Genomic DNA, 26,648 nt, shown 5'->3' on the forward strand with positions numbered 1-26,648 from the left:
TATTCTTCAGTTCCGGTTACTTTGAATTTGACAAGACCAGTAGCATCAGAATTAATCTCTACAGTATAAATGACATCATTTTCATTGGATGATATGTTTAAACTAATTGTGGTGTTTTCCTTTACAGGGTCAACAATTGTAAATGTTAATGCAGTGCTGTTTTTGTTAAAGTCATCATCGCCGAGGTATGTTAATTCTGCGTGGTAGCTTCCGGCAGCAAGATTAGTAATAAATGAACCTGTGCCGTTGGTTAATGCAATATGTGCAATTGTATCTCCTAATTTTATGGAAATAAAACCGGTTGCATTCGGATTCACATTAACGGTTATGGTTGTTCGATAACCGGTAATATTGACATTAGCATCAATTGGAGTGTCCTGTTTTTCGTGGTCTTTTATTGTGAATGTTTGTGTTGTGATGTTGGTGTTGAATCTTGCGTCGCCCATGTATGTTGCGATTATAGTGTAGTCGCCAGCATCCAATATATCATCTAAAATTGCCTTTCCGTTTATGACATCTGAGTATACTGTGTATTCTTCAGTTCCTGTTACTTCGAATTTAACAAGACCTGTGGCATTAGGATTGACATCTACAGTATAGGTGACGTCATTTTCATCACTTTCAACCTTTAAAGTGATGTTGGTATTCTCTTTTGCAGGATTAACAATGACAAATTCCAAAGTTGTACTGCTTTCATTGTAGAGGTCATCTCCAAGGTATTTGACTGATGCATTGTAATTGCCCACAGGTAATGTATTATTGATGGATGCACTACCATTTTCCAATGCCAAATAACAAGCAAAATCATCATATGTCAAATAGACGAATCCAGTAGCATTAGGATTAACATTAACAGTTATTGTTGCATGATAACCATCTATTTTCACGGTTGAATCGACTGTAGTATTGATTTTTAAAACATTTACGTTAACTGTATCATTGAATGCAGCAGTATAGATTTCATTGCCTTGGTAGGTTACATTTATTGCATATTCTCCTATTACTAAATCTTTAAATCTGAAAATTTCAGTTTTCACATCTTCCGTTAAGTTGAATTCCAATGTGTTATTTCCTATTTTCATTGTGAATTTGCCTGTTGCATCACTGGTCACATTAACAATAACGTCATCAGGATATCTTACGTCAGCTGTGGCCACATTTATTGTCGGAGTGTATTTGACGAATATGTTTACCGATTCGGTTGTTTGTGTGTGATTTTCATCCGCAATGGTGGTAATGTTTAATGTGTAATCTCCTAATGTTAAATCATTGAGCATTATTGCAGTTTGATTTTTTGTGATTTTACTGATTTCTGTTGCGTTTTGGTAGAGCTTAGCAGTGAAATCATCTGAATTTACCAATTCGATTTCTACAATCACATTCCAGTAGTCCAAATAGGTTACATTTTTAATTATAATCTCTGAAGCCGCCTTTAAAACATTGACTTTAACACTATCATTAAACGCTTTTGTATGGTTTCCTGTTTCATCATATGTTACATTTATAATGTATTCCTGTGCTTTTAAACCGCTGAATGTTAACTGTTTGACTTCATTGACTGTTAAGTTTATTTCTTCTGCAACATTCCCGATTTTAACAGTGTAATTTCCGGCCACATCACTTGTAACATTTACAATAACATCACCTGGATAAATCACATCTTCTGCAACAACCATGATTGTTGGTGTCAATTTAGTTACAGTGAAGGTTTTTGTATCATTGCTTGAAACGATGCTTCCATTTCCCATGTTTGTTACGGTTACGGTATATGTGCCCGCTGCCAAATCAGAAGAAACCATATATTCTGAAGTTAAATTCTCAAAAACAATGCTTCCAGTTTCATTAGTTATTGCTACATTGATAATTGTAGGATTTATGACTTCATATTCAATTGTAATATTTCCATATATGAATTCGTCCTCGGCAGTTGTAATTGTAGTGCTACTTGGTAGAAACTCTTCACTTCTTGTAACAGAGGAGGTTTCAAAACTTGCTTTCAATGAACCTTTAATTGCTTTTGGAAGATATTCTACTTCCACATATCCGTTTTCACCTAAAATAATGCTGTCAGCCACTGTTAAATTTTCATTGGTTAATGTAATGTTAATTTGCGGCATTTTGCAGTTTTCATCAGTGCGGATTTTGTTATTTTCAAATAGGCTGTTTAATGTGATGTTTGCAGTTCCCTCGTTCATTGTCATGTCTAAAACATACCAGTTATTAACATCCACATCATCATTCACATTAACCAATTTTTGATTGAAATTTGTTATGTTGTTTCCCCACCAGTTATAATCAGCATTAAGATTGCTGCTAAACCATGATCCATCATGATAAATGATTGATTTTGTATTGTCTTCAAAAAAGACGCAGTAGTTGACTGGAGTGGAATCTTCATCTGTGTATATAGCGCTTCCTTCATCTGATGCGGAATTGCTTATGAATACTGACTGTGATATTGTTCCGTCTTCAAAAGCAGCGTAAAGTGCTCCACCATCTTTCGCTTGGTTTTTGATGAATGTGGAGTTTCCAATAGTGCTTTTCTTAGCAGCAACATATATTGCCCCTCCGTTATTCTGAGCACTGTTTTCTAAGAAAGTAGAATAATCCACGGTTTGTTGTTCGTTTTTAATGAAGTTTCCTTCACAGAAGTAGACTGCTCCTCCATCGTTTGCAGTATTTTTGATGAATGTTGAATCAATCACTTTGCCGTAATCGTAATCCCAGTAGATTGCACCTCCTCTTTTTGCAGTGTTTTTCTCAAAGGAGCTTGAATCAACAGTTCCGTAATTTGCATTCCAGTAGATAGCTCCACCGTCTTCGGTTGCAGTGTTGCTTGCAAATTCACAATCCGCAAGGCTACCATATTTTTTATTCCAATAGACTGCTCCACCATATCTGGCATTATTGAATGTGAACATGCTGGTAGTTACAGCATCATTTATGTCATTACAGTAGACTGCTCCGCCGTATCTTCCAGTATTGTTTTCAAATATGCTGTATCGTATTCTTCCATACTCATCATTCAAGTAAACGGCGCCGCCATCAGATGCATCATTTTTTATGAATTTACAGTTATCAATGCGAGTATATTCATTATTTGAATATATTGATGCTCCTCTCAATGCAACATTGCTTGTGAAATTTGAATTGACGATGCTTACACCAATTCCCTCGATGAAAATTGCGCCTCCGGAACTTAACCCTCGGTTATTGTTGAAAGTGGAATTGATTATGCCTCCCATGGTTCCTGTCCAGGTTATTGCTCCGAAACGCTCTGCAAAGTTATTGGAAACTGTACAGTTTTCTATAGTCCCATAGTTTCCTCTCCATTGGATAGGGCTGCTTTGTGATATTGTGCCATTTCCATTGATTAGAATCAGATTCATTAATTTGACATTGTCCGATAGTATGTTGAATAGATTGGAGATTCCAAGAGCATTGATTGTGTGTCCGTTACCATTAATAATCAAATTATCCTTATTTATTATAATGCCCCCAACACTGTCTATGTCTTCAGTGAGTGTGTAATCCCGATTCAGATTCACGATATCGCCAGTGGCATTATCTATCAATTCCTGCAGCAGATCAAATTGTCCTTTTTCAGTTATATTAACGGTATTATTAATTCCATAAATGACTGTAGTCAAAAATGCCGGTTTTTTAATTGTTTTATAGGGCACTGTGAGAATTCCATGTTTAATGACTGCATCATCTATTACCAAGTCTTTCCCGATAAATTCTACAGGCACATCCGTCAGACTACAGTTTGCATCTTCGGTAACTGTTTTAGCCACATTATCATATAAGTTGTTCAATGATATTGTCGCCCTGTTGGATTTAACTGTAGTGTCATTCAGGAAGTACCAATTATTTAATTTGACATTTACTTTAGGCATGCTGGTGAAGTTGTATTCAGTGTTTCCCCACCAATTGTAATCCAAATAGTTTTTAGAGTTATGGGATCTAATGAATAAGTCATAGGTGGAGTCCGGGTTTACAAAAACACTGTCTTTTACGGTTAGTGCATAATCCCCAGGATTTGCAAAAATTATGTTATAAATATCATTATAAATAAAACTGCATCTGTTAATGAGCACGCTGTCTGTAACGGATTCATCCCGATTTTTATAATCAATATATATTACTGCATCAGTACTTTCCTGACCTTCAATGGAATGAAAAGTACAGTTGTTGAAAGAGACGCTTTTGGCACTTTTAATATAAATACCGAAACACAATGCATTAACAAAATTAATGTTGTTGAATGTTACTTCAAGTGTCTTCCCATATATTTCAAAAAATGTGGCATATGTGTCACCATCAATGGTATGGCCGTTACCGTTTATTATTAGGTTTTTTTCAATAGGTATGCCATCTGCAATCTTGGAATCCTCTTTTGAACCGTATTTGAATTTATAATCAGTTTCTAAATTGACTACATTTCCCCCACTGGTTATTATGCCCTTAAGGTCACTGAATGAATTTTTGGATATTGTATTATTGGTTTCTGTGTTGTTTTCTACGGTTCCTTGTGTTGTTTTAAAGTAAAATGGCACATTTGATGCGGCTGAATTACTTTTAAATAATGAATTGGTAAGATTACATCCAGTATTGTTGAAATAGATGCCTGCGGCCAGGTAATCCGCTTTATCACCGATAAATTCACAATTGTCTATAGCGCAATTTTGCGCGTCAATGTATAATCCCCCACCGTTTCTTGCATAGTTGTTCTTGAATTGGGAATCTGTAATAATGGTTGGTGAATTAATGTATCCTGCACCGCCATCATATTTGCTTTTACAATTTTCAAATATTGAGTTGTCAATAATGCTTGCAATATTTTGAGTGGAATATAAATTAATGGCAGTAGCTGTGCTGTCTTCAAATTTACAATCATAAATTCCGGTTATTTTATTTGATTTTATTCCTCCGCCAATGTTTTTAAAAGTACAGTTTATAAATGTAATCTGATCATTGCCGGAAGATTCAGCATTGACCACAAGACCCTTGAAATTTACAAAATTAAGGTTTTTGACTGTGATATTTCTTCCGCTTGCAAAATTAAAAATTCCGTTGGCGCCATTACATCCATCAATTGTATGGCCATCACCATTTATTGTAATGTCCTTATCCACTGTAAACGCAATTTTATCATCAAGAGAGGAATAGAATTTATAATCATGAGTCAGATCTATCTCATTTGAAGCCTTTGATATGGCGTGTTTCAGTAGAGTAAATGAATCATACTCTCCAGAATGCTTTAATTTAATGGAGGTAATAATTGCACCGTTATAAAGTATTGTTGCTGTGCCCTCTTCACCATCCAATGCAGTATAATTAAACGGCGTTGATATTCCATTAGTGAATGTGATGTTTGTTGAATTTAGGTTACTGTCACTGAATTCGACTTGGAATGTTACTGTTTTCCATGTGGGCATTTGTAAAAGGCTGGTATTGGATTTAAGAAACATGAGTTTTAATTGAATTGTATCACCCAGTCTCACTTCTTTAGGTATTGATGGAACATAATAAGTCTTGACCAGGATAATTAGTTCATATTCCTTCACCACTTCATATCCGGTAACTATATATGGTTCATATCTAGTCCCATAGCCTTCACTTTCAACAACTCTTTCAGGGATTTCATAAGATTTTGTACCATCAAACCAGAGATTGTAGTCTAGATTTCTAACACCATTGATAACATTTCCTTTTATATCAGGAGTGCAAAAAATTGACTCCCTTACGTTGCCATTACGACAAATTAAACCATAATCATTACCGGTTTCAGCAACACCAAAGAAACATTTATTAACAGTAGAAAGATACTGATGATCGCCAAAATGGACAATTCCTTTTTCAGCAACATTGTTCTCAAAGCGAGAATACTCAACAATAAAATCATCACCTAAGAGAACTAATTTGTCTGTGTCAAATTTGCCGTCTGATGTGATTTTTCCATTATCTACAAAAATACTTCCAGTCATATAATTTCTATGAAATACATTATCTTTTTGACGATTACTAGTAGTCAAATAAACTAATTCAGCCCCATTTGCAGAATTATTTCTAAAAACACAATCTACAATCTTATTAAAGGTTCCTTGCATACTCAATACGCTATATGAATTACCTTCAAAAATACAATTTTCAATTATGCAGTGCTGAAGATAAGGTTGAACAGTTACTGCATAAAGGTGAGACTTTGAAGTGTCGGCAAATCCTGTAATTCGCATATTTTTTAAATGAATGTAACTATAATCGAGTACGAATGCAGTTGATTTTCCTGCACAGTCAATCGTATGCCCATTTCCGTCAATGGTAACCTCTCTGTTAATGACTATTTCATCGCTAGAACCTCCACTACCAGTAGATCTATAATTCTTTTGCAATTTGATTTCCTTAGTGTATAGGGTATCACTTATTAACTGCCTTAACTCAGTGAATGTACCCCATTCTTCTGATTCATCATCCGTTGCGTCCAATACACTTTCCTGTTCTTCACAGGTCACATTCAATATGCTTTCCTGTTCTTCATTAATCGTAGTTAATATTTTCCCTGATTCTGCATCAGAATCTACAGTTTCAGCAATCGTTTCATCCGTAATTTCGCCTGCAATTGCATCAGTCGAGTTTAAGTCACTTGCAGCAACTGCCGAAAGCGAACATAAAAGAACGAATAAAACTGAAAATATTACAATTATCCTATTTTTATTCATAAAATTCCATAACTCCTATAAAATTGAATATTATTTATTATTTTATAATTTTATATAATATAAGCTATAATGATAAATTGTTAAATTTTGGATTTGTAGAAACTCTATTGGGATTTTTACAAAAAATTATAAACAATGCCAAAGGGGGGGCTATGTGAAATGCATGGGTGATAAATACATTTAATGGGATTAAAAATTAGCAGATACGAAAATATGGTAAGAAAATCTTTTAAAACAATATGTATATTAATAAAAATAAGTAAATAATTATATATATGTATAGTTTCATTGCTTGCTTTTTATTATTAGTTGGGTCTTATTTTGTTTATGGCAAGTTTATTGAACGAAAGGTGGGCATTGATGAGAACAAACAAACGCCCGTATGGAGATTGGAAGATGGCGTTGACTATATACCAATGTCTAGACTTAAAGGATTTTTAGTTCAATTCTTAAATATTGCAGGTTTGGGCCCTATATTCGGAGTTATTCAAGGCGCATTGTTTGGACCTTCAGCATTTTTATGGATTACATTCGGCACCATCTTTATCGGTGCAGTACATGATTTCTTCTCAGGATTTTTATCCCTGCGAAATGACGGTCTTACAATGCCTGGAATCATTTCCAAGTATCTTGGAACAACAGCCCAAAAATTTGTTGCAATCGTAACCATCGTGACCGGTGTCATGGTCGCTGCGGTCTTTTCAACAGGATCTGCAGCATTGATTGGTAATTTAACAGGCACCCCTGTATTTTATTGGACGCTGATAATTTTTGTCTATTTCTTAATTGCAACACTATTTCCGGTTGATAAGATTATTGGAAAAATATATCCTGTTTTTGGAGCATTATTCATAATAATGGTGGTGTTGATGATAGGATCATTAATCCTAAATCCGAACTATACAATTCCAGAGTTTACAACACAAGGACTATACTTAACGGACAAGAACATTTTCCCATATCTATTTGTAACAATCGCTTGCGGAGCCATTTCAGGTTTTCATGCATCCCAATCACCGATTGTCGCCAGGTGCATGAAAAATGAAAATGATGCAAGGCCAGTATTTTTTGGAGCAATGGTTCTGGAAGGTTTGACTGCATTATGCTGGGCGGCAATTGCACTGGCATTCTTCCATGTCCAGCCGCAACTTGCAGCAACATATGCTGCAACACCGACAGTGGCGGTTCATGAAATGGCAACGGCTCTACTCAATCCTATTTTTGTGGCTTTGATTATCATAGGCATTGTTGTATGTCCGATTTCCACTGGAGATACGGCACTTAGAAGTTCAAGAATCACAATAGCCGATGAATTACATATCAATCAGGAAAAAATAACTTCCAGATTAAAGATTTCCCTGCCATTGTTTATTGCAGGATTTGCATTGACATTTGTTGATTTCACTTTAGTTTGGAGATATGTCGCCTGGGCGCAATTGCTGATAGGTGCGGCAGTTCTCCTTTCGGCAACAGCCTATTTAATGAAAAAAGAAAAGCCGTACATTATAACATTGGCTCCTGCAATAATATGCATATTGATTACATTTGGATATATTTTGCAAGCCCCGGAAGGTTTCAGACTGCCTGCAATGATTGCCAATGTGATTTCAGTTATAGCAACAATTATTACAACTGCAGTATTTCTTAAAAAATATAAAAAATAATGAATAAATTTTGGTGAAAAATATGGTAGAGAAAACACAATGGGATTCTCCGGTTGCATTCATCCTTGCAATGATTGGTGCTGCAGTGGGGTTAGGCAATATCTGGCGTTTCAGTTATGTGGTATACTCCAATGGAGGAGGATCATTTTTTATTCCCTATCTAATCGCAATAGCCATCATGGGGATACCTTTTTTGATTTTGGAATACGGCATGGGATTCAGTTTCAAGGACTCGTTTTCAAATACTTTAAAACGCATTAATCCAAAACTTGAATATATTTCTTGGATGTTGCTTTTATTTGTTTTTATAGTGGTAATATATTATATTGTCATATTAAGTTGGGATTTAGTGTATTTGGGTTCAAGTTTCACTTTTAAATGGGGAACCGATGCTGCATTATACTTTGTTGATAATGTTGGCGGAAGCTCTAATCTAAGCAATGCAAGCTTTCTTCTGATTCCAACCACAATATGCACATTAATCATGTGGATTATAGTATGGTTTGTATCTCACAGAGATTTAAATGATGGAATAGGTAAACTTTCAAAGATTTTAATTCCTACTCTTTTTGTCCTTATGGCGATAATTGTAATCTATGCCTTGACTCTTCCTGGCGCCAATATAGGTATTGAAACATTGATGCAGCCGGATTGGATGAAATTGCTTGACATTAACATATGGCTTGCGGCGTTTTCCCAAATTCTGTTCTCTTTAAGTATGGGGCAGGCCATTGCATTTACATATGCAAGCTATTTGCCTGAAAAATCCAAATTAAATGACAATGTTTTGCTGGTGGTGTTTGCAAATTCCGCATTTGAAGTCTTTACTGCTTTTGGTATCTTTTCAATTTTGGGATACATGTCATTTACTTCCGGAACGCCAATGGTCCAGCTGGTCAGTGAAGGAACGGGATTGATATTTATTGTATTTCCGATGATTTTCAATATCATGGGAGTTGCGGGACGCATATTGGCTCCGGTATTGTTTGTTGCAATATTGTTTGCCGGAATTTCATCAGCTGTTGCAATATTCGAACCTATGGTAAGCTCAATTGAAAATAAATTCGACCTGACCCGTAGGAAAACCGTGACAGTTTTATCCGTAATCGGATGTGCGTTATCATTGATATTTACAACCGGAATCAGCAGTTATCTTGTAGGCGTCGTTGACGGATTTGTCAATGAATTTGGAATTTTACTGTTAATAGCAATCCAGTGCATTATCCTCACATGGATATATGACGTGGATTCATTGATACCAATATTGAATGAAAACAGCAGATTTAAGGTTGGAAAGACCTGGAAATTCGTCATCAAATATGTTTTGCCTTTGGTTCTGATTGTCATGTGGTTAATTGGAATAGGCAATCTGTTTGCTAATGCAAATTCCTTTGAATTAGCAGTGGACATTATTATAATGGCTGCTGTTCTAGTATTGAGTGTGGTTTTTACAAGAATTAAACCTAAGGAGAATTAAAATGGATCAGAAGTCACAATGGGGTTCGATATTTACATTCATTCTTGCAATGATTGGCCTTACAATTGGAATAGGAAACATCTGGCGTTTCAGCTATGTACTGTATTCCAATGGGGGAGGATCATTTTTCATACCTTACGTAATTGCAATTTTAGTCATGGGAATTCCATTTCTAATTCTGGAGTATGGATTGGGCTTCAGCGTCAAGAAAAGTTTTTCCAGTTTAATGAACAGCATTCGTCCGGAATTTGAAATCGTTGCATGGATGCTTGTTTTATTTGTATTTGTCGTTGTGATTTATTACATGATTATCTTGGGATGGGACTTTGCATATCTCTTAAACAGCTTTACTTTCGGATGGGGAAATGACCCTTCATTATTCTTTACAAGCTATGTTGGGGGAAGCTCAAATTTAGCCTCTGCCACTACAATAATATTACCTACCCTGATTTGCACATTAACATTATGGGTAGTCTTTTGGGTAATCTCCATTAGGGGAGTGGATAAAGGGATTGGCCGGATTTCAACTGTTTTAATCCCATTATTATTTACAATCATGATATTGATTTTTATTTATTCATTCACATTGCCGGGATTCGATGTTGGAGTTGCCACATTGCTCACTCCCGACTGGTCGGCACTCTTCAATGTCAATGTCTGGCTTGCGGCATTCGGACAAACCATATTTTCATTAAGCATAGGCCAGGCCATGGTATATACATATGCAAGCTATCTGCCAAAAAATTCAAAGCTGGTTGACGAAGTACTGTTTGTGGTCATTGCAAACTCATTATATGAGATTTTCATAGCTTTTGGAGTCTTTTCAATACTCGGATACATGTCATTAACGTCATCAATACCAATGAATGAACTGATTAGTGAAGGTACAGGACTGATATTCATCATATTCCCACAGATATTTAATTCAATGGGACTAATGGGACATGTAATTGCTCCGTTATTATTCCTGTCAATACTGTTTGCAGGATTCACTTCTTCTTTTGCACTGTTTGAGCCTTTGCTTTCATCATTGTGCGATAAATTTGGATGGAGCAGGAAAAAAGGAGTCACAACCCTTGTAATTGTTGCATGCATAGGCACTGTCTTTTATTCGACAGGAATCAGCAGCTATTTGGTGGAAATCGTGGATGAATTTGTAAATAATTTTGGAATACTGATTCTGATAGGCATCCAGGCAATAATATTCGGATGGTTTTATGGAGTTGAAAAGGTCATTCCTGTGCTTAACGAGTTTTCAACCTTTAAAGTTGGAAAGACCTGGGCTTTCACACTAAATTACTTGTTGCCGGTTCTGTTAATTGTAATGTGGGTATTTGGTCTTGTCAAGTTATTCAATGATGCAAACTCACTTAAAATAGCAGTCGACATAATTATCACAGTTATTGTTGTCGGACTTTCAGTGCTGTTTACGAAAATGGACGCTAAAAATACATGAATTAGGCAATCCTCTACTGTCTGGCGGAATGCCAACATCTTAACTCTTTTTTAATCGCATTGCGATATGCTGGGCAGGATGATGCTTAAAATAACACAAAAAGAAATTCATAACTATAGATTGAGTATTCAATCAGCTAATTCTCCAAAAAATTGAATGATTGAATAATATATATTTTAAGATATAGTATTTTACGAAATGTTTACCCCAAAAAATTTCATCACCCAATTTTCAAAATATGATATATTGTCTACTTTTTCATAAAACTTTAACTCAAAAAGTTCAATTAATTCATCTAATGATTTATAATTCGTATTATAGATTTCTCTCTTTATATCTTTCCAAACCTCTTCTATAGGGCTTAAAAATGGGCAGTATGGTGGCAAATAAACAAGGTTTACAGATAAAATTTCGCATGCTTCTTCTACAATTTTTGCTGTGTGGATCCTTGCATTATCTAAGATAATATTCAATGGTTTCTCTTCTTTCATGAGAAAACTTAATTTTTTATTGTTTAACATCTTTTGTAGATGTTTTTTTATTGTTTGATTGATTTTGTAGTAGTTAATGCGATATTTTTTACATTTGGATTCAAATTTTTTTGGGATAATCTTTTGGTCATCATTGAATATTTGTTTAAATTCTTTTTCATCCATGTATTTTTTCAGTAATTCCATTTTTACATTATTTATATCTAATTTTGGATTAGATATGATGTTAGAAATTATTTTTAGTGCTTTTGGATTTTCTGTTCTTGAAATTAAATATTTACAGATAGTTAGCACGAAATTATTGGAGTTGTTTTTTTGGTTGAAAAATATTGCTGATTCGCAGTTAATTCCCTGTAAACCAACACCATTAACTCCGTATCTCTCACCACTTTTTTAATTCTATTTTTATCTGTTTTACCATTAAATATTGGATTATATAATCTTCTGGCAGTGTTTGTTGTATTTTGGCATCGGGATTCATCAAGGACAACAACATCTTCAATTTCAAAATCAATCATGGATGTTTTTTTAAAAGTATATCTTCGGCATCTGCTGGTGCTTCCTTATAAATAAGGAATGGTTTGCAATAATTGAACCCCAATTTCTTTCGTGTTATTTCCCAAACTTGTTTATAAGAATATGTGACTCCAAATCTATTTTCAATAAGTTCTTTGGCGTCAATAATTGTGTAGTGTTTATCATGATCACTTAAGAGTATTTTTAATTCTATTAGCTGGTCATTAGTTAATTTGGATTTTGTACCGCAGCTTGAGTAATCTGGTATTAAACCTTCGATTCCATATTTGTCATAATCTTTGACCCAGTTTCCTATGGTTTTTCTATCCTTACGAATGAATTCCCCAACAGATGTTCTAGTTTCACCTAATTTAACCATCCTAACGGCCAATAATCTCATATAAATATTATGTGCTTGCCTATATTCTTTTAAATATTTATCAAGTTCTTCGATTTCTTTTTTTTCAAGCAGATCTATCGTTTCCATGATTAAATATTTATCATTCATTAGGGATAAACTTTTCGTAATATGCTATAAAATCAAATTAATTTTATCTGGATTTTATTAAAGTGAAACGTAAGTATGTAAAAATGGCCGTATTTGTATGTTCCAGTATATACTTGTTGGTCAGAATAGGGTAAGTTTGGTTGGTGTGGGTGTTATTGTTAAAGTAGGTCTAATAAAAATATGATAAACAATTATATCATTCTAAATTCATGCATTACTTTTAAAATACCATCATTTGCACTGTATGTCTATTGAGTAGAATATGGGCGAATACACGTAAATTTTTACTAAAAAAACTTACTCATTTTTGAGCAATCTTTCTTACTATTTGGGTAATAATCATTCATGTTTTGCTATGACTAGTATTTGGAATCTATTTTTTCAAATACTTTTTTAACATTTACTTTTGTTTCAAAACAGCCTGTTTTTTCAAGCAATACTCCTTGAGGATAAAAGTCTGACAGTAACATCATCATTTGGTTCAAATCCTCATGACATGCTACTCCGATTACTGCTTGAAACTTGTTTTCCATAACAATTTTTTTAACAAAACTGGATCCCGGCACAATATATAGTTTATAGTTTAACGGTTCTGCCTTTTTCTTGATTACTCCAATTGAGCATAATCCGCATTCTGTACAGTTTAGTCCTTCTTTTTGAAGTGTTGCAGGACAATCTCTATGTCTTAAACAGTGCGGTAGGAATATCAGTGTTTTCTCGGCGGGGATTTTTCTGAATTTTTCCTTGTTGACATCGTCTCTTACTTTGATTGCTATATCATCAATGAGATGGTCATCTAATTTTAATATGTGGGCTATTGTTTTAAAAGGAGAATATAACAGGTCTACAACAAATAATATGAATCTAGGGAACTTAATTTTGTTTTTTCTTGCAATCAATAATCCTAAGATTAAAACTGCAATAAACAATATCACAATTAAAATGGCTAAAAATACCACTAATTGTCCTAAAAACATGTAAAATGAATCGATAAATAACATTTTTTAACCTAAAATTCTTCAATTGTATAGTCATCAAATTCTCTGTTCAATTCAACGCCTGTTGGTGTTTTTATTATTTCAAGCCCGGATAAGCTGTCGCAGGAACATAAAACATTTTGTTCAGGGTGTGTTCCAGGAGTAATGTTGCAGTTTAGGTTGACTCCATCCCCAATGGATATGACTGTTTCTAATCTTTTTGTAGACGGATGGTCCTTATTGAGAATTACTAGGGGGGATGATTCTTCACGGCTTAAATATGCCTGGGACCTGATTGCTCGTTTGTCCTTTTTAAAATTGGATACTGCAATAATGTCGTCAGGTTCTAAAAATTGAACTATTTCTTCATTGTCCTGTGTTGCAATGAATAGCATTTTATTTTCGTGCGCTACCTTAACAACACCGACCATTCCGTTTTCGCCTTCAAGAAATAGTATTTCATCATTTTTAAAATCAATATTCATATAATCACAAAAAAATAAAAAAAGAGTAAATAAGTTTACTCTGCAATTTCAACGTTGTCACTTTGACATGACGGACAAACTACCTTTTTTCCAAGACCTTTGAATTTGTTTCCGCAGTCTTTACAATGGTATTTTTTAGTTTTTAGTTTTGCTAAGTCTATATCGGCCATTGGCCCTCCACTTGAACACATTTAAAATCACCTATATAATATTATATATTATAGTATTATTTAATGTTTTATTTTACCCGCATTATCCTTAATTTTTTCAGCTATCTTTTCATCATTTGTCAGGTTAAATATGAGTTCATAGAAGTATATGGCTTGGGCATATAGTTTGTTTTTCTCATATTCTCCGGCAAGTTCATTCAAGGTTTCTAAAATGAATGGATTGACTCCAAGCTGTATATTGTTATCCTTAATTATTTCAATGGCATCTTCAAGTGTTATATCAATGTTGTGGCCTTTTGATTCAATATAATGTAGTTCACTATGTGCCATAACACTCATTTCAAATGTCATGCTGTATTTAAGCAGCCCAACAGCAATGTCGAATTTATTTTCTTCAATGAAATAATATGCTAAGTTTCTGTAACATCTGGCGATGTCTTGAGGATAGTAGGAATAGGTTAATGCTTCTGTTGTGTACATGACAAATTTGTTGAAGCTTGGGGTGTGCTTTTTGTAGATTTCGCTTAATTCCAGTATTATTCTTGCTGAAACCGGATTGATTCTGTTGGCTTTTTTTAGATTTTCTTCTGCTTCATCAAGCTGATTGTTTTCAAGAAGCAGAAATCCGTAAATATAATATAAGTCAAGCACTGGTTTGTTGTCGGGAATTAGCCTGACCTCTTTTTTTGCCCCTATATATTTTCTGAAGAGCAGTTCCTCTAAAGGATTTGTGAAGCTGTGGTATTCGCTGACTTTGTCATCTTCAAACATTCCCGGAAAACCTTCCATGAAATCATCCATAATGCTTAAAGCCTTTTTGTATTCTCCAACCTCGAGAAGTTCGGAAATTTCATTTAAAATGTTCATAATAGGATTTTCCTTATCGGAAATTTCCATAAATTCCTCTTTTTCTTCATCGCTGAGGCAATCCCACATCATCCTTGAAACTTCACGAACTATTTCCTTGTTGTATGGATGATCCTTATACTTTTCAATTTGTGAAGACAGGTATTTTCTGTTCAAATCCCTGTTTTCTCCCAAATTAGCTTTGATTTCATTTATTATCTCTTCGTACATTAACACACCAAAAGTTAGTTTAATGAGTAATATTTTTATATTACCTCTTACCTATCTAAATATGTATAAAAACTTAGTTTTATATTTTATTTAAAAAAAATTTTAGGTGATTATTAAATGGCGAATCAACCAATATTTATCCTTCCTGAAGGAACTGAAAGATATTCAAAAAGAGATGCTTTAAGAATGAATATCACAGCAGCTAAAGTGTTAGCTGGTATTGTAAGAACTACTTTAGGTCCTAAAGGTATGGACAAAATGTTAGTCAACTCATTAGGTGATGTCACTGTCACCAATGATGGTGCGACTATCATGAGAGAAATGGAAATTAACCAACCTGCTGCTAGAATGCTTGTTGAAACTGCTAAAAAACAGGAAGATATCGTTGGAGACGGAACCACTTCTGTTGTAGTAATAGCAGGTGAGTTATTAAGTAAAGCTGAAGAGTTATTAGATGATGGAATTGCAACTTCAGTTGTTGTAAAAGGATTCAGAAATGCAACTGCTAAGGCAATTGAACTTTTAAATGAAATTGCTATTGATGCAGATGATGAAGAAACTCTTAAAAAAGTGGCAGTTACTGCTATGAGCGGTAAAGGTTCAGACTATGCAAAAGAACATTTAGCTGATTTGGTAGTTGAAGCTGCTTTAAGAATAGAAGAAGACGGCGAATCTGAAATAGACAATATCAATATCCAAAGGGTTTCCGGAGATTCTGTAGAAGATTCATTTTTAGCAGAAGGTATCGTAATCGATAAAGCACCTGTATCAAAAAGCATGCCTCAGGATGTTGAAGATGCAAGAATAGCTGTTATCAAATATCCAATTGAATTAAAAGACATTAACACTGATGCTAAAATAGACATTACCAGTCCTGACCAGTTTGAAGCTTTCCTGAATCAGGAAGAACAAATGATCAAGGACTTAGTCAACAAAGTAATTGACAGCGGTGCCAATGTTATATTCTGTCAAAAAGGAATCGATGACATGGCAGAACATTACTTGAAAAAAGCTGGAATCATGGCTTATAAAAGGGTTAAAAAATCCGATATTGATAGGATTATCAAAGCTACCGGCGCTAAATTTGTATCAGATATTGAAGATTTATCAGAAGATAAATTAGGTAAAGCAGGTCATGTATATCTTGATAAAATATTTGACCATGAATTGACTTTCATTGAAGAATGCGAAAATCCAAAAGCATCTTCCATTGTTTTAAGAGGAAGTACCCGTTATGTAACCGAACAAATTTCCAGAGCTATTGATGATGCTTTAGGAGTAGTTGCATCCACCATTAAAGAAGGAAAAGTTCTCATCGGTGGAGGAGCTTGTGAAATTGATTTGGTAAAACAATTAAGAGAATATGGTGAATCTGTAAGTGGAAGGGAACAGTTAGCTATTTTAAAATATGCTGAAGCTTTGGAAGTTATCCCAAGAACCTTAATTGAAAACGCAGGTTTGGATACCATTAACTTAATTGCAGATTTAAAAGCAGCTCATGAAGATTCCAAATTCATCGGTATAAACGTCTTTACTGGTGAAGTAGTTGATATGAAAGAAGCTGGTGTCATTGAACCTGTAAGGGTTAAAATCCAAGCACTTCAATCAGCTGGTGAAGCTTGTGAAATGATTTTACGTATTGATGATATGATTGCTGCAAGAAATGCATTGAATTCAACCGGACCTGATGAGTCTGGTAATGATGCAAGTGGTATGCCACCAATGCCTGGTGCAGGCGGAATGGGTGGAATGCCTCCAATGATGTAAATTTTTAAAATTTTTACATCTTTTTTCTTTTTTTCATTATTCTTTCTTATTTTTGTTTATACTCGATTAAATGTATTGTTTTTTATTCTAACTAAACTTTATTCAATGTTTTTTGTTTAAAAAGCTTTAAATTATATGTTATTTTATATAATAAGTATTCCCATCATGGTTTACATTTTAATAATATTAAGTTACTTTAAAAATACATTCATATGATTTAATCCTTTTAGAACCTTATTCAAGTATAATTTTACTTTATACCTTATTTTCATAAAGTTTTAGCTTTATTTTTAAAAATTAAATAAGTATAATGCTATTTTGGAAATAAAAAGGTTTATATAACATATTTGCAATAAATATTGTTGAAGCGAGAATCTTATCTCGCGGATGTTTAAATAAATTGTTATGGAGGTAAAATATTTTGAACAAACAATTATTACTCACTGTTTTTTTAGCACTTATAGTATTGTTTTCTGTCAGTGCGATTTCTGCAAGTGAAGTAAATGTTACAGATTCATATGCTACTAGCTTAGTAGATGATACATCAGATGTTTCAGTCCCATTAGAGAAAACTGCTGATTCATCAGAAAGTTCTGTATATAGTTATTCAAGTGTTGATAATGATTCATCTAAAGTTTCTCTATCAAGTGAAGAAGTTTTAGGATCTGAAAATTCAAATACTTTATCAACTAACACGATGAATTCAACTGACGGTACAAATGGGGTTACTAGTTTAGCTGTATCTTCTTCCGAAATAGATGTTTACGGGGCAACTGGTGATGTTTCTTCTACTGTAAAAATTTCAGATACCGTCAAAGCTAAAGACATTTCTAAATATTATAAAGGAAGCACAAAATACACAGCTACATTTACAGATGGTAATGGAAAAGTTTTGAAAAATACAGATGTCAAAATAACTGTAAATGGCGTTAGCAAAACCGTAAAAACCAATGCTAATGGTGTTGCTTCCGTTGCTGTTGATCTTAAACCTGGAACATATAAGGTTGTTGCAACAAACCCGGTTACCAAGTTTCAGTTAACCACTGAATTTAAGATATTGAGTACTATCAGGGCAAATGATGTCACTAAGGTTTATACTGACGGTAAAAGGTTTTATGCAACATTTATGGATAGTAATGGTAAAGGTTTAGTTAGTAAGAATATTAAGTTTAAGATTAATGGTAAGACTTATACTGTAAAAACTAATAAAAATGGTGTAGCTAACCTTGCAATGACTACTCTTGGGGTAGGTACATATAATATGGTTTGTTATAATACAGACGGTTTGACCAAAACCAATACTGTTAAAGTAGTTAGATCAACTACTTCCAAATTAACAGCTACCGATTATACTTTCCTTAAAAGTGACAGTAAAACCATTAAAGTTACATTACTTAACGGTTTAGGTTATGCACCAGGTTCTGGTAAAACTATTAAATTCACAATTAATGGTAAATCTTATACTTCTAAAACTGATAGTAATGGTGTTGCTTCATTGAAATTACCTACTTTAAATAATGGGGTATACACTGTAAAGTATGCATTTGATGGAAATAGTTTCTATAAGGCATCAAGCGCATCAAGTAAAGTTAATATTATTCCGTCTAAGACTCCAACATTTACCGTAAAAAGTACAACCACTTTTGGTAAAGGTGCAAATACCCAGTTTAAAGTTGCTTTAACATCAGGTAGTGTTCCTTTAGAAAAAAGAACTGTTACACTTACTGTAGGTGGAAAGTCTTATACCAAAACTACTGACAGTAATGGTATTGTCTCATTGCCGATTGATTTGGCTAGTGGTAAATATACTGTTACATACAAATTCAATGGTGAATCAAAAGTAAGTGCAAAAACTGCTTCTTCAACTATAACTGTTAAGGACAGATCCAAGACTACTATTTCTTGGAGTAGCGGCACTTTCACTCCGGGTTCACAAACCTTTAAAGTTTTATTGAAAGATTCAAGCAATAAGGGTTTATCCAGTAAAACTGTAAAATTAACTGTAAACTCAAAAACATATTCTGCAACTACTTCCAGTGGTGGATATGCGACTTTTAATGTAAATTTAGGCATCGGAAACTATACTGCAGTATTTAACTATGAAGCTATTGGTGACAATGATAATGCACCAAGCAGTTACAGCAAAGCCATAACTATTGATAAAAAGTCCACTTTGGACGGTTATGGATATTGGCTTTTCGGTGGAGACATGAAGAGTGTTTCCTTAAGCAGTTTGGCTGCTCAGGGAACTACAGACATATTTTTAAATTATTATGCAATTACCAAATGGGGTCAATCCAGTGTTGAGTCTTGGATTGCTTCTGCAAATAATAATGGAATTAGGGTTCATATTTGGATGCAAACTTTCTATGATGGTAATTGGATTAATCCTGTTAAAAACGGATCTCCAAACACCGCATACTTCAATCAGGTAATCTCTGAAGCAAAAACATATGCTTCCATTAAAGGTGTATCCGGTATTCACTTTGATTATATGAGATATCCTGGTACCGCTTATTTAACTTCCGGCGGTACTGCAGCAATTTCCCAATTTGCAAAATCAGCTAGTGAAGCCCTTCACGCTTTAAATTCAAAACTTATCGTTTCATGTGCGGTAATGCCTGAAACCACAAGCAATATAAAATATTATGGTCAGGACTTAGCTGCAATCAGTCAATATATGGATGTTGTTGTTCCTATGATGTATAAAGGAAATTACAAACAGTCTACATCCTGGATTGGTACTGTAACAAAATGGTTTGTTGATAATTCTAAAGGAGCTCAAATTTGGGCAGGTTTACAGGGATATGCTTCAGACAGTAATGTGGCAAAATTGTCATCCAGTGAAATTAAAAAAGATGCTCAGACTGCGGTTAATGCTAAGGCAACTGGTGTAATGGTATTCAGATGGGGATTAACTAACTTTGTTAATTATAATTCATTAACAGGTAAAACTGTTCCATCTTCATCCAGTTCATCTAGTTCCAGTTCATCTAGCTCTAGTTCTTCAAGTTCCAGTTCATCTACAGCTGGTTCAGTTACTATTGCAAATATTTTGACTGCAGCAACTTCCTTGAAAAATACTATTTCATCAACTGGTGCTGTGCCTTCCAGTGTAAGTGTTGGCGGTGTAACATATTCCACAGCTCAATTTTTATACATGATGGCAAAGGCAATTGGTGAAATCAATTCAGGTAAAACTTCTGCAATTTCACCTGTATCTGCAAACGCACCTTCAAATTCTGCTGGTGATTCTGAAGGGCAATTGAATAAAACAGATTATGTTGATGTGGCTAATAGGGTTGCTTCATTTATTTCAACTAATAATCAGGCTCCAAATTATGCTAGTTCAACCTTGGGAAACATTAAATATGAAAACTTGGTTGATGCATTTTCCAGAGTTTTAGCTTACTATAAAACCAATAATGCAATGCCTAATTATGTGACAATAAGCAAAATTACAAAATCTTCAACTATAGTTACTCCTGGTTCATCTGCAGTTAAGACAATCTCCATTAAGGATATTTTAACTGGCGCTACCAATTTGAAAAATTATTATTCAAATAATAATGCGCTTCCTAATACTGTTACTGCAGCTGGAATAACATTCACATTACCGGAATTCCTGTATTTGATGAGTCAGGCAATTTATCAGATTGGAAACTCCAATAATAAAGATATATCTTATATCAGTGGTGTAGATGCTCCTCAATCACCTACCGGTGATACAATTAATTCCCAACAATTGACTAAAGGTAATTATACAGAGGTTGCTAATAATGTGGCAAAATTCATATCTACCAATAAATTGGCTCCTAACTATGCTTCTTCAGCAGTTGGAAAAATAATTTATTCAGAATTGGTGGATGCATTCTCACGTGTTTTAGCATATTACAATACCAATGGGGCATTGCCGAATTATGTTGTAATCACATACGGATCAAGCAGTAGTTCAAGTACTTCTATCACAACTGGTTCCGGTACTGGTTTAAATCAGAAAAATACTGAAACTGATTTATCTAACTACTTGAAATCCTCTACTAATTGTCCGGTAGGAAATAGCGCTATTAAATCTGTTGTAGATTCTGTTACTTCCGGTTTAACTTCTGATTTGGATAAGGCTAAAGCTATTTACAACTATGTAAGAGATTCTGTATCATACAGTTTCTATTACAATACAAGATATGGTGCTGCAGGTACTTTATCTGCAAAAACAGGTAACTGTGTTGACCAGGCCCATTTATTGATTTCAATGTATAGGACTGCCGGAATTGCAGCAAGATATGTTCACGGAACCTGCAGATTCTCAAGCGGAAGTACATACGGTCACGTTTGGGCTCAGGTTTTAGTTGGTGGCCAATGGTATGTTGTAGATCCTACAAGTACTAGAAATTCATTTGGAAATGTAGTTAATTGGAATACAAATTCCTATTCTGTTCATGGAATTTATTCAGGTATTTCATTCTAACTTTCCTTCTTTTTTTTATTTTTTAAAAAGGTTTAAATATTCAATAAATCTTAATAAATATTAAGAACTCTTTTTAACATAATTTTTTTACAAAATTTAGGCATACCAAAACTTTTTTATACTTTTAATGACATATTGTTAAATGATATAAATTATTAGGTGAATTTCATGGCTGCAGATAAAATAAGTGATAATATTGAGGAATATTTGGAAGTTCTCTACCGTAATGGCAGTAACGGAGAACAGGTTTCCACAACAATGCTTTCAAAAGAGCTTGGAATTGCTCCTGGAAGTGTAACCCAAATGCTTAAAAAATTGGAAAATTTAGGTTATATTGCATATACTCCATATAAGGGAGCTACTTTAACTGATGAAGGAATGAAGATAGCTCAAAAAATCACAAGAAAACACAGAATATTGGAAAAATTCTTGAAGGATATTTTAAAAATCAAAGAAGAGAATATCCATGACCAGGCCTGTGAAATGGAACATTCATTATCTGATGAGGCTGAAAGGTCTTTGTGTAACATGTTGCAGAATCCTGACTTATGCCCTGATGAAAATGTGATTCCAGCATGTAATTTTAATTTTGAAAGTTGTAATGAATGTTATTCTCAAAAAGACTTTGATAAAGTTATTTATAGGGAATTTAATTTATTATCTGTATCCGAATTAACTTCTAGTTCTGAAGGAACAATATCATTTATTCGTGGAAGTCCACAACTTCTGGACGACATTGCTGAAAGAGGCATTAAAATCGGTGACCATTTAAGCTATGAATTCAATGAAAACCGTGTAGGTAATCATTATCTGGTTACTATTGAGGGTGAGGAGTTAAATATTCCAATGGAAATGGCTAATAACATTTTTATTAGGAATTAACTCATTTTTTCTTTTTTTACAAATATTTATATAATATTTATTTCAAAATTAATAGCATTAAATATAATTTATTTCTTTTTGCGGTGTTTTAATGCGTGGAAACTTATCAAATGAAATCGTATCTGTCAAAATTGAAGAGGGTAGTAAAAGACCAATAGCTTTGCATGAAAAAAGTAAATTCGGTAAAATCGAAGCTGACTCTTTAAATCTTTCTTTAATTGAAGCCTGTTATTTATTGGAAAAAGAGCGATTGGATATTTATGAGGATGATATAGAATGCAGCATAGGTTATCTGATTGACCTTTTAAAGGAACAGAACAATTATGCCAAATATGTTGTTTATCGCGATTTAAAAGACCGTGGATATGTTATAAAAACAGGATTCAAATACGGCTCTGAATTTAGACTCTACGATAGGGGCAGGGCTCCTGGTCAAGGTCACTCCGACTATTTGGTTAAAATTATTTTTGAAAATTATGATATTGATGCACTTGATTTTGCAAGTTATGTCAGAGTTTCGCATGGGGTTAACAAAAAACTCCTTTTGGCTATTGTTGATGATGATTTTGACATAACATACTATAATGTCGAATGGACAAGACCTTAATTTTAAATAGAGAAATGCATTATATTTTAATATAATTTCTTAGTTGATGTTACGATTATTAATCATATATTTAATTTAATGGATGTGAAGGTGATAATGTGGAAAATTTAATCGATCCATGGGCATCATTCAGCCTGGATTATGATAAATTGGTTAACCAGTTTGGAATAGGTAAGGTTTCAGATATTATTGGAGATATAAAAAATCCTCAAAAGCTAATGCAGAGGGGAGTAATCTTTGGTCATAGGGAATTCAATGAAATTAATAAATTAATCAATGAAAACAAGGATTTTGCTGTTGTAACAGGCATGATGCCAAGTGGACAAATGCATATAGGTCATAAAATGGTTGTAGACCAATTAATATGGTATCAGGAAAAAGGGGCAATGCTGTCCTTGCCTATTGCAGATTTGGAATCTTATGCTGCAAGGGGAATGAGCTTTGAAGAGGGTCGTCGAATAGCAGTGGATGAATATTTAACCAACTGGATTGCATTAGGTCTTGATTTGGAAAAAGATAATGTTAATGTTTATCTTCAATCTCAAAACAAACTGTTGCAGGATTTGGCATTTAAGGCTTCAAGCAAAACTAATTTCAATCAGCTAAAAGCAATTTACGGTTTTACTCCTTCAACAAATATCGCTCACATTCAGGCACCTTTAGTTCAGGTTGCAGATATTTTGCTTCCTCAAATCGAAGAGTTTGGAGGTCCAAAAAAGGTTGTTGTACCTGTTGGAATAGATCAGGACCCTCATTTAAGATTAACCAGGGACATCGCTCAAAAACTTCATGAGGATTTGGGATTTTTAACTCCCGCTTCTACATATCACAGATTTTTAACAGGGCTGACTGGTGATAAGATGAGCAGTTCAAAGCCTTCAACAGCAATCTATTTGAATGATTCTCCAAAGGACGCTGCCAAAAAAGTCAAAACTGCTAAAACCGGTGGAAGAGAAACCCTTAAAGAGCAAAAAGAATTGGGTGGTGAAGTCGATAAATGTGTCATTTATGAAATGTTGCTTTATCACTTGATTGATGATGATGAAGAACTTAAGAAAATCAGAACTGAATGTTTAAACGGAACATTACGCTGCGGTGACTGTAAAGTCAGAACTGCAGAGCTAATGGAAGAGTTCTTCAATGATTTGCAGGACAAACAGGTCGAAGCTCGTGAAATTGCTAAAACATTGATATAATGTTTGGTGAAGTTAAATCGGCTTTCAGTGAAAATAGGCTGGCTATTTTTTCATCAGTGGCCATCCTTTTCATCTCCTTATTTTTAGGCTATGCTTTACAGCCTTATCTCTACAGTTATTTCAATCCAATAGTTGAGGATATAACTGAGCAGGTTCAGTCAGGCGTTATTCAATTGACCTTTAAAGACATATTCCTTAACAATATTGGCATCGTATTTCAAATGTTCATTTATGGGATGGGGTTTTGTTTTTCAGCTTTGCTGCTTGCTTTCAACGGATTTTTTGCAGGTTACTACATTGCCTGTTCCAACGATCTGTTTGCCACTTTGCTTTTGATTGTTCCTCATGGGATATTTGAGTTTTCATCATGCATTCTGGCCTGTGCAAGCGGATTTGTTCTTTTCAATTTCATCTATAAATTTTTAAGGGCTTTGTGGATGCAGGATGATGATGAGGCCATTTTAAAAAGCTTGTCAAATTCTTTTCATGAGAGTTTTGATAAACTGAAACAGGCTATTATCTTACTGGTCGTGGCTTCATTATTGATGGTGATTGCAGGTTTTGTTGAAGTCTATCTGACAGTTCCGATTGCCGAGTTTGTACTTTCGGTTTTAAGTTAAATTTTATATATTAATTAAATGAAAAATATTAATGTGATTTTATGATAAGATGTGTTTCATGTGGACAAGAATATGATGACGATGAAGTAATCTACACCTGTGAAAAGTGTGGATCTGTACTTGAACTCGTCAATGAAATTGATGTTTCTAAAGATATATTTGACGGTAGAAGAGATAATTTATGGAAGTTTAAGGAATGCATTCCTGTCGATGAGGCTAAAATCGTTTCACTTGATGAAGGTGGAACTCCATTTTGCAAATGCGATAAGTTAGGTGAAGAACTTGGCGTAAACTTATATGTTAAAGTGGAAGGTTCCAACCCAACTGGAAGTTTTAAGGACAGGGGAATGACTGTCGGAATGACCAAAGCAATGGAATTGGGTGTTAACACCGTTGGTTGCGCTTCTACTGGTAATACTTCTGCATCCCTGTCAGCTTACGCTGCCCGTGCAGGTTTAAGATGCATTGTATTTTTACCTTCTGGAAAAGTTGCATTGGGAAAATTGGCTCAGGCAATGTTCCATGGTGCTGAAGTGATGTCCATTAACGGAAACTTTGATGAAGCTTTAGAGGCAATGACTGCTCTTGCTTTAGAAAAACATCTTTATTTATTAAATTCAATCAACCCATACAGATTGGAAGGACAAAAAACAATAGGTTATGAGATTGTCCGTGATTTGGGTTGGCAGGCTCCTGATAGAATTGTTCTGCCTGTTGGAAATGCAGGTAACATCTCTGCAATTTGGAAAGGTGTTAAGGAATTCTATGATGCAGGTTTCATTAAGGACTTGCCAATGATGACTGGTATTCAGGCTGAAGGAGCATGTCCGGTTACAAATGCATTTAAAAAAGGTGACAAAAGGGTAGTTCCTGTAGAAAATCCTGAAACTATTGCTACTGCTATCCGTATTGGTGCGCCTGTAAGTGACATTAAAGCATTGAATGCAATTTATGATTCAAACGGATATTCAGAAACTGTAAGTGATGAAGAAATTCTCGATGCTCAAAAGTTGCTTGCAAGAACTGAGGGTATTGGTGTTGAACCGGCCTCAGCAGCTTCTATTGCAGGTCTTAAAAAGCTTGTGGATGCAGGTGTCGTTGATAAAGGTGAAACAATAACCTGTGTTGTTACAGGGCACTTGCTTAAAGATCCTAACACTGCTATTGACGCTTGTACACAACCTACACAAGTGGATGCGGATATTGACACTTTAAGAAAAATTCTCATGAACAAATAAGGTTGTTTAAAAATAATCTTATTTTCCATTTTATTTTTAATTTTGCTTTTTATTTCTTATAATTTGTAATCAGACTTACACTTTTTTTGTTTAAACTATTATATGAAAAACATTTTCACAGATAATACTTGCAATTTATAGGTTATAACAATTTGCTTTTTAGTGTTGAAATTTACTAAAATCAACACTATTAAACCAATATATTTATATATAAGCAAATTTAAATTATCTATTAACAAATTAATGAGGTGAAATTATGAGTGAATTACCAATTGCTCCTGTAGGAAGAATCTTAAAAAATGCTGGTGCACAAAGAGTAAGTGATGA

General features: G+C 34.2%; 19 protein-coding genes. 11 read left to right on the forward strand and 8 right to left on the reverse strand.

The features are described 5' to 3' along the window. On the reverse strand, positions 1-6,722 hold a 6,722-nt coding region (locus Q0W04_RS08540; RefSeq protein WP_298502072.1), incomplete at its 3' end, for a right-handed parallel beta-helix repeat-containing protein. A 275-nt stretch (positions 6,723-6,997) separates the two neighbouring features. On the opposite strand from Q0W04_RS08540, the gene Q0W04_RS08545 reads away from it, so the two are divergent. The 3 genes from Q0W04_RS08545 to Q0W04_RS08555 are packed head-to-tail and all read left to right on the forward strand — an operon-like array spanning position 6,998 to position 11,319. Next, the gene (locus tag Q0W04_RS08545) at positions 6,998-8,386 is read left to right on the forward strand and encodes a carbon starvation protein A (RefSeq protein WP_298502074.1); all 1,389 of its coding nucleotides are present in this window, start codon (positions 6,998-7,000) and stop codon (positions 8,384-8,386) included. Between the two features lie 22 nt (positions 8,387-8,408). Continuing rightward, entirely contained in the window at positions 8,409-9,863 is a 1,455-nt protein-coding gene (locus Q0W04_RS08550) for a sodium-dependent transporter (protein WP_298502077.1), read from the forward strand. Next, entirely contained in the window at positions 9,859-11,319 is a 1,461-nt protein-coding gene (locus Q0W04_RS08555; RefSeq protein WP_298502118.1) for a sodium-dependent transporter, read from the forward strand. Before Q0W04_RS08550 ends, Q0W04_RS08555 begins: the two co-directional genes overlap by 5 nt. Positions 11,320-11,510: 191 nt before the next feature. Here the strand turns inward: Q0W04_RS08555 and Q0W04_RS08560 are convergent, their stop codons facing one another. The 7 genes from Q0W04_RS08560 to Q0W04_RS08590 form a co-directional block, all read right to left on the reverse strand. Beyond that, positions 11,511-12,104, reverse strand: coding sequence for a transposase (locus Q0W04_RS08560; protein ID WP_298502080.1), 594 nt, complete (start codon positions 12,102-12,104; stop codon positions 11,511-11,513). Next, positions 12,098-12,328: a hypothetical protein gene (locus Q0W04_RS08565; RefSeq protein WP_298502083.1), complete on the reverse strand. Its 231-nt coding sequence runs from the start codon at positions 12,326-12,328 to the stop codon at positions 12,098-12,100. The genes Q0W04_RS08560 and Q0W04_RS08565 overlap by 7 nt, the downstream gene beginning before the upstream one ends. Next, positions 12,325-12,813: a helix-turn-helix domain-containing protein gene (locus tag Q0W04_RS08570; protein ID WP_298502085.1), complete on the reverse strand. Its 489-nt coding sequence runs from the start codon at positions 12,811-12,813 to the stop codon at positions 12,325-12,327. Before Q0W04_RS08570 ends, Q0W04_RS08565 begins: the two co-directional genes overlap by 4 nt. A gap of 380 nt (positions 12,814-13,193) precedes the next feature. Beyond that, a complete protein-coding gene (locus Q0W04_RS08575; RefSeq protein WP_298502089.1) occupies positions 13,194-13,835 on the reverse strand; it encodes a DUF116 domain-containing protein in 642 nt (213 codons plus the stop codon). An 8-nt stretch (positions 13,836-13,843) separates the two neighbouring features. Then, positions 13,844-14,296: a hypothetical protein gene (locus Q0W04_RS08580; protein ID WP_298502092.1), complete on the reverse strand. Its 453-nt coding sequence runs from the start codon at positions 14,294-14,296 to the stop codon at positions 13,844-13,846. Between the two features lie 35 nt (positions 14,297-14,331). Further along, complete coding sequence (locus Q0W04_RS08585) at positions 14,332-14,466, reverse strand: hypothetical protein (RefSeq protein WP_298502121.1); 135 nt, start codon at positions 14,464-14,466, stop codon at positions 14,332-14,334. Positions 14,467-14,526: 60 nt separating this feature from the next. Then, entirely contained in the window at positions 14,527-15,543 is a 1,017-nt protein-coding gene (locus Q0W04_RS08590) for a lipopolysaccharide assembly protein LapB (RefSeq protein ID WP_298502095.1), read from the reverse strand. A 117-nt stretch (positions 15,544-15,660) separates the two neighbouring features. Here Q0W04_RS08590 and thsA point away from each other — a divergent pair, with 117 nt between their 5' ends. The 8 genes from thsA to Q0W04_RS08630 form a co-directional block, all read left to right on the forward strand. Beyond that, a complete protein-coding gene (gene thsA, locus Q0W04_RS08595; protein ID WP_298502097.1) occupies positions 15,661-17,310 on the forward strand; it encodes a thermosome subunit alpha in 1,650 nt (549 codons plus the stop codon). A 421-nt stretch (positions 17,311-17,731) separates the two neighbouring features. Then, the gene (locus Q0W04_RS08600; RefSeq protein WP_298502100.1) at positions 17,732-21,778 is read left to right on the forward strand and encodes a pseudomurein-binding repeat-containing protein; all 4,047 of its coding nucleotides are present in this window, start codon (positions 17,732-17,734) and stop codon (positions 21,776-21,778) included. A gap of 168 nt (positions 21,779-21,946) precedes the next feature. Continuing rightward, positions 21,947-22,660 (forward strand): metal-dependent transcriptional regulator, encoded by a 714-nt coding sequence (locus Q0W04_RS08605; RefSeq protein ID WP_298502103.1) that lies wholly within the window; start codon positions 21,947-21,949, stop codon positions 22,658-22,660. Positions 22,661-22,751: 91 nt separating this feature from the next. Continuing rightward, the gene (gene endA, locus Q0W04_RS08610) at positions 22,752-23,267 is read left to right on the forward strand and encodes a tRNA-intron lyase (protein WP_298502106.1); all 516 of its coding nucleotides are present in this window, start codon (positions 22,752-22,754) and stop codon (positions 23,265-23,267) included. A gap of 98 nt (positions 23,268-23,365) precedes the next feature. Further along, positions 23,366-24,463 carry a tryptophan--tRNA ligase gene (locus Q0W04_RS08615; protein WP_298502109.1) on the forward strand — a complete coding sequence of 366 codons (1,098 nt, stop codon included), beginning with the start codon at positions 23,366-23,368 and terminating at the stop codon, positions 24,461-24,463. Beyond that, entirely contained in the window at positions 24,463-25,083 is a 621-nt protein-coding gene (locus Q0W04_RS08620) for a stage II sporulation protein M (protein ID WP_298502112.1), read from the forward strand. Before Q0W04_RS08615 ends, Q0W04_RS08620 begins: the two co-directional genes overlap by 1 nt. Before the next feature lie 41 nt (positions 25,084-25,124). Beyond that, positions 25,125-26,321 (forward strand): threonine synthase, encoded by a 1,197-nt coding sequence (thrC, locus tag Q0W04_RS08625; RefSeq protein ID WP_298502115.1) that lies wholly within the window; start codon positions 25,125-25,127, stop codon positions 26,319-26,321. A gap of 256 nt (positions 26,322-26,577) precedes the next feature. After that, positions 26,578-26,648 (forward strand): histone-like protein (locus Q0W04_RS08630; protein WP_366938647.1); only part of this gene is annotated, 71 nt, incomplete at its 3' end.

The organism is uncultured Methanobrevibacter sp., assembly GCF_947170395.1.
GTDB lineage: Archaea > Methanobacteriota > Methanobacteria > Methanobacteriales > Methanobacteriaceae > Methanocatella.

Coding starts and splice junctions, on each gene's coding strand:
- Q0W04_RS08545 (WP_298502074.1), top strand. CDS start 6,998: ATGTATAGTTTCATTGCTTGCTTTTTATTATTAGTTGGGTCTTATTTT.
- Q0W04_RS08550 (WP_298502077.1), top strand. CDS start 8,409: ATGGTAGAGAAAACACAATGGGATTCTCCGGTTGCATTCATCCTTGCA.
- Q0W04_RS08565 (WP_298502083.1), bottom strand. CDS start 12,328: ATGATTGATTTTGAAATTGAAGATGTTGTTGTCCTTGATGAATCCCGA.
- Q0W04_RS08570 (WP_298502085.1), bottom strand. CDS start 12,813: ATGGAAACGATAGATCTGCTTGAAAAAAAAGAAATCGAAGAACTTGAT.
- Q0W04_RS08575 (WP_298502089.1), bottom strand. CDS start 13,835: ATGTTATTTATCGATTCATTTTACATGTTTTTAGGACAATTAGTGGTA.
- Q0W04_RS08580 (WP_298502092.1), bottom strand. CDS start 14,296: ATGAATATTGATTTTAAAAATGATGAAATACTATTTCTTGAAGGCGAA.
- Q0W04_RS08585 (WP_298502121.1), bottom strand. CDS start 14,466: ATGGCCGATATAGACTTAGCAAAACTAAAAACTAAAAAATACCATTGT.
- Q0W04_RS08590 (WP_298502095.1), bottom strand. CDS start 15,543: ATGTACGAAGAGATAATAAATGAAATCAAAGCTAATTTGGGAGAAAAC.
- thsA (WP_298502097.1), top strand. CDS start 15,661: ATGGCGAATCAACCAATATTTATCCTTCCTGAAGGAACTGAAAGATAT.
- Q0W04_RS08605 (WP_298502103.1), top strand. CDS start 21,947: ATGGCTGCAGATAAAATAAGTGATAATATTGAGGAATATTTGGAAGTT.
- endA (WP_298502106.1), top strand. CDS start 22,752: ATGCGTGGAAACTTATCAAATGAAATCGTATCTGTCAAAATTGAAGAG.
- Q0W04_RS08620 (WP_298502112.1), top strand. CDS start 24,463: ATGTTTGGTGAAGTTAAATCGGCTTTCAGTGAAAATAGGCTGGCTATT.
- thrC (WP_298502115.1), top strand. CDS start 25,125: ATGATAAGATGTGTTTCATGTGGACAAGAATATGATGACGATGAAGTA.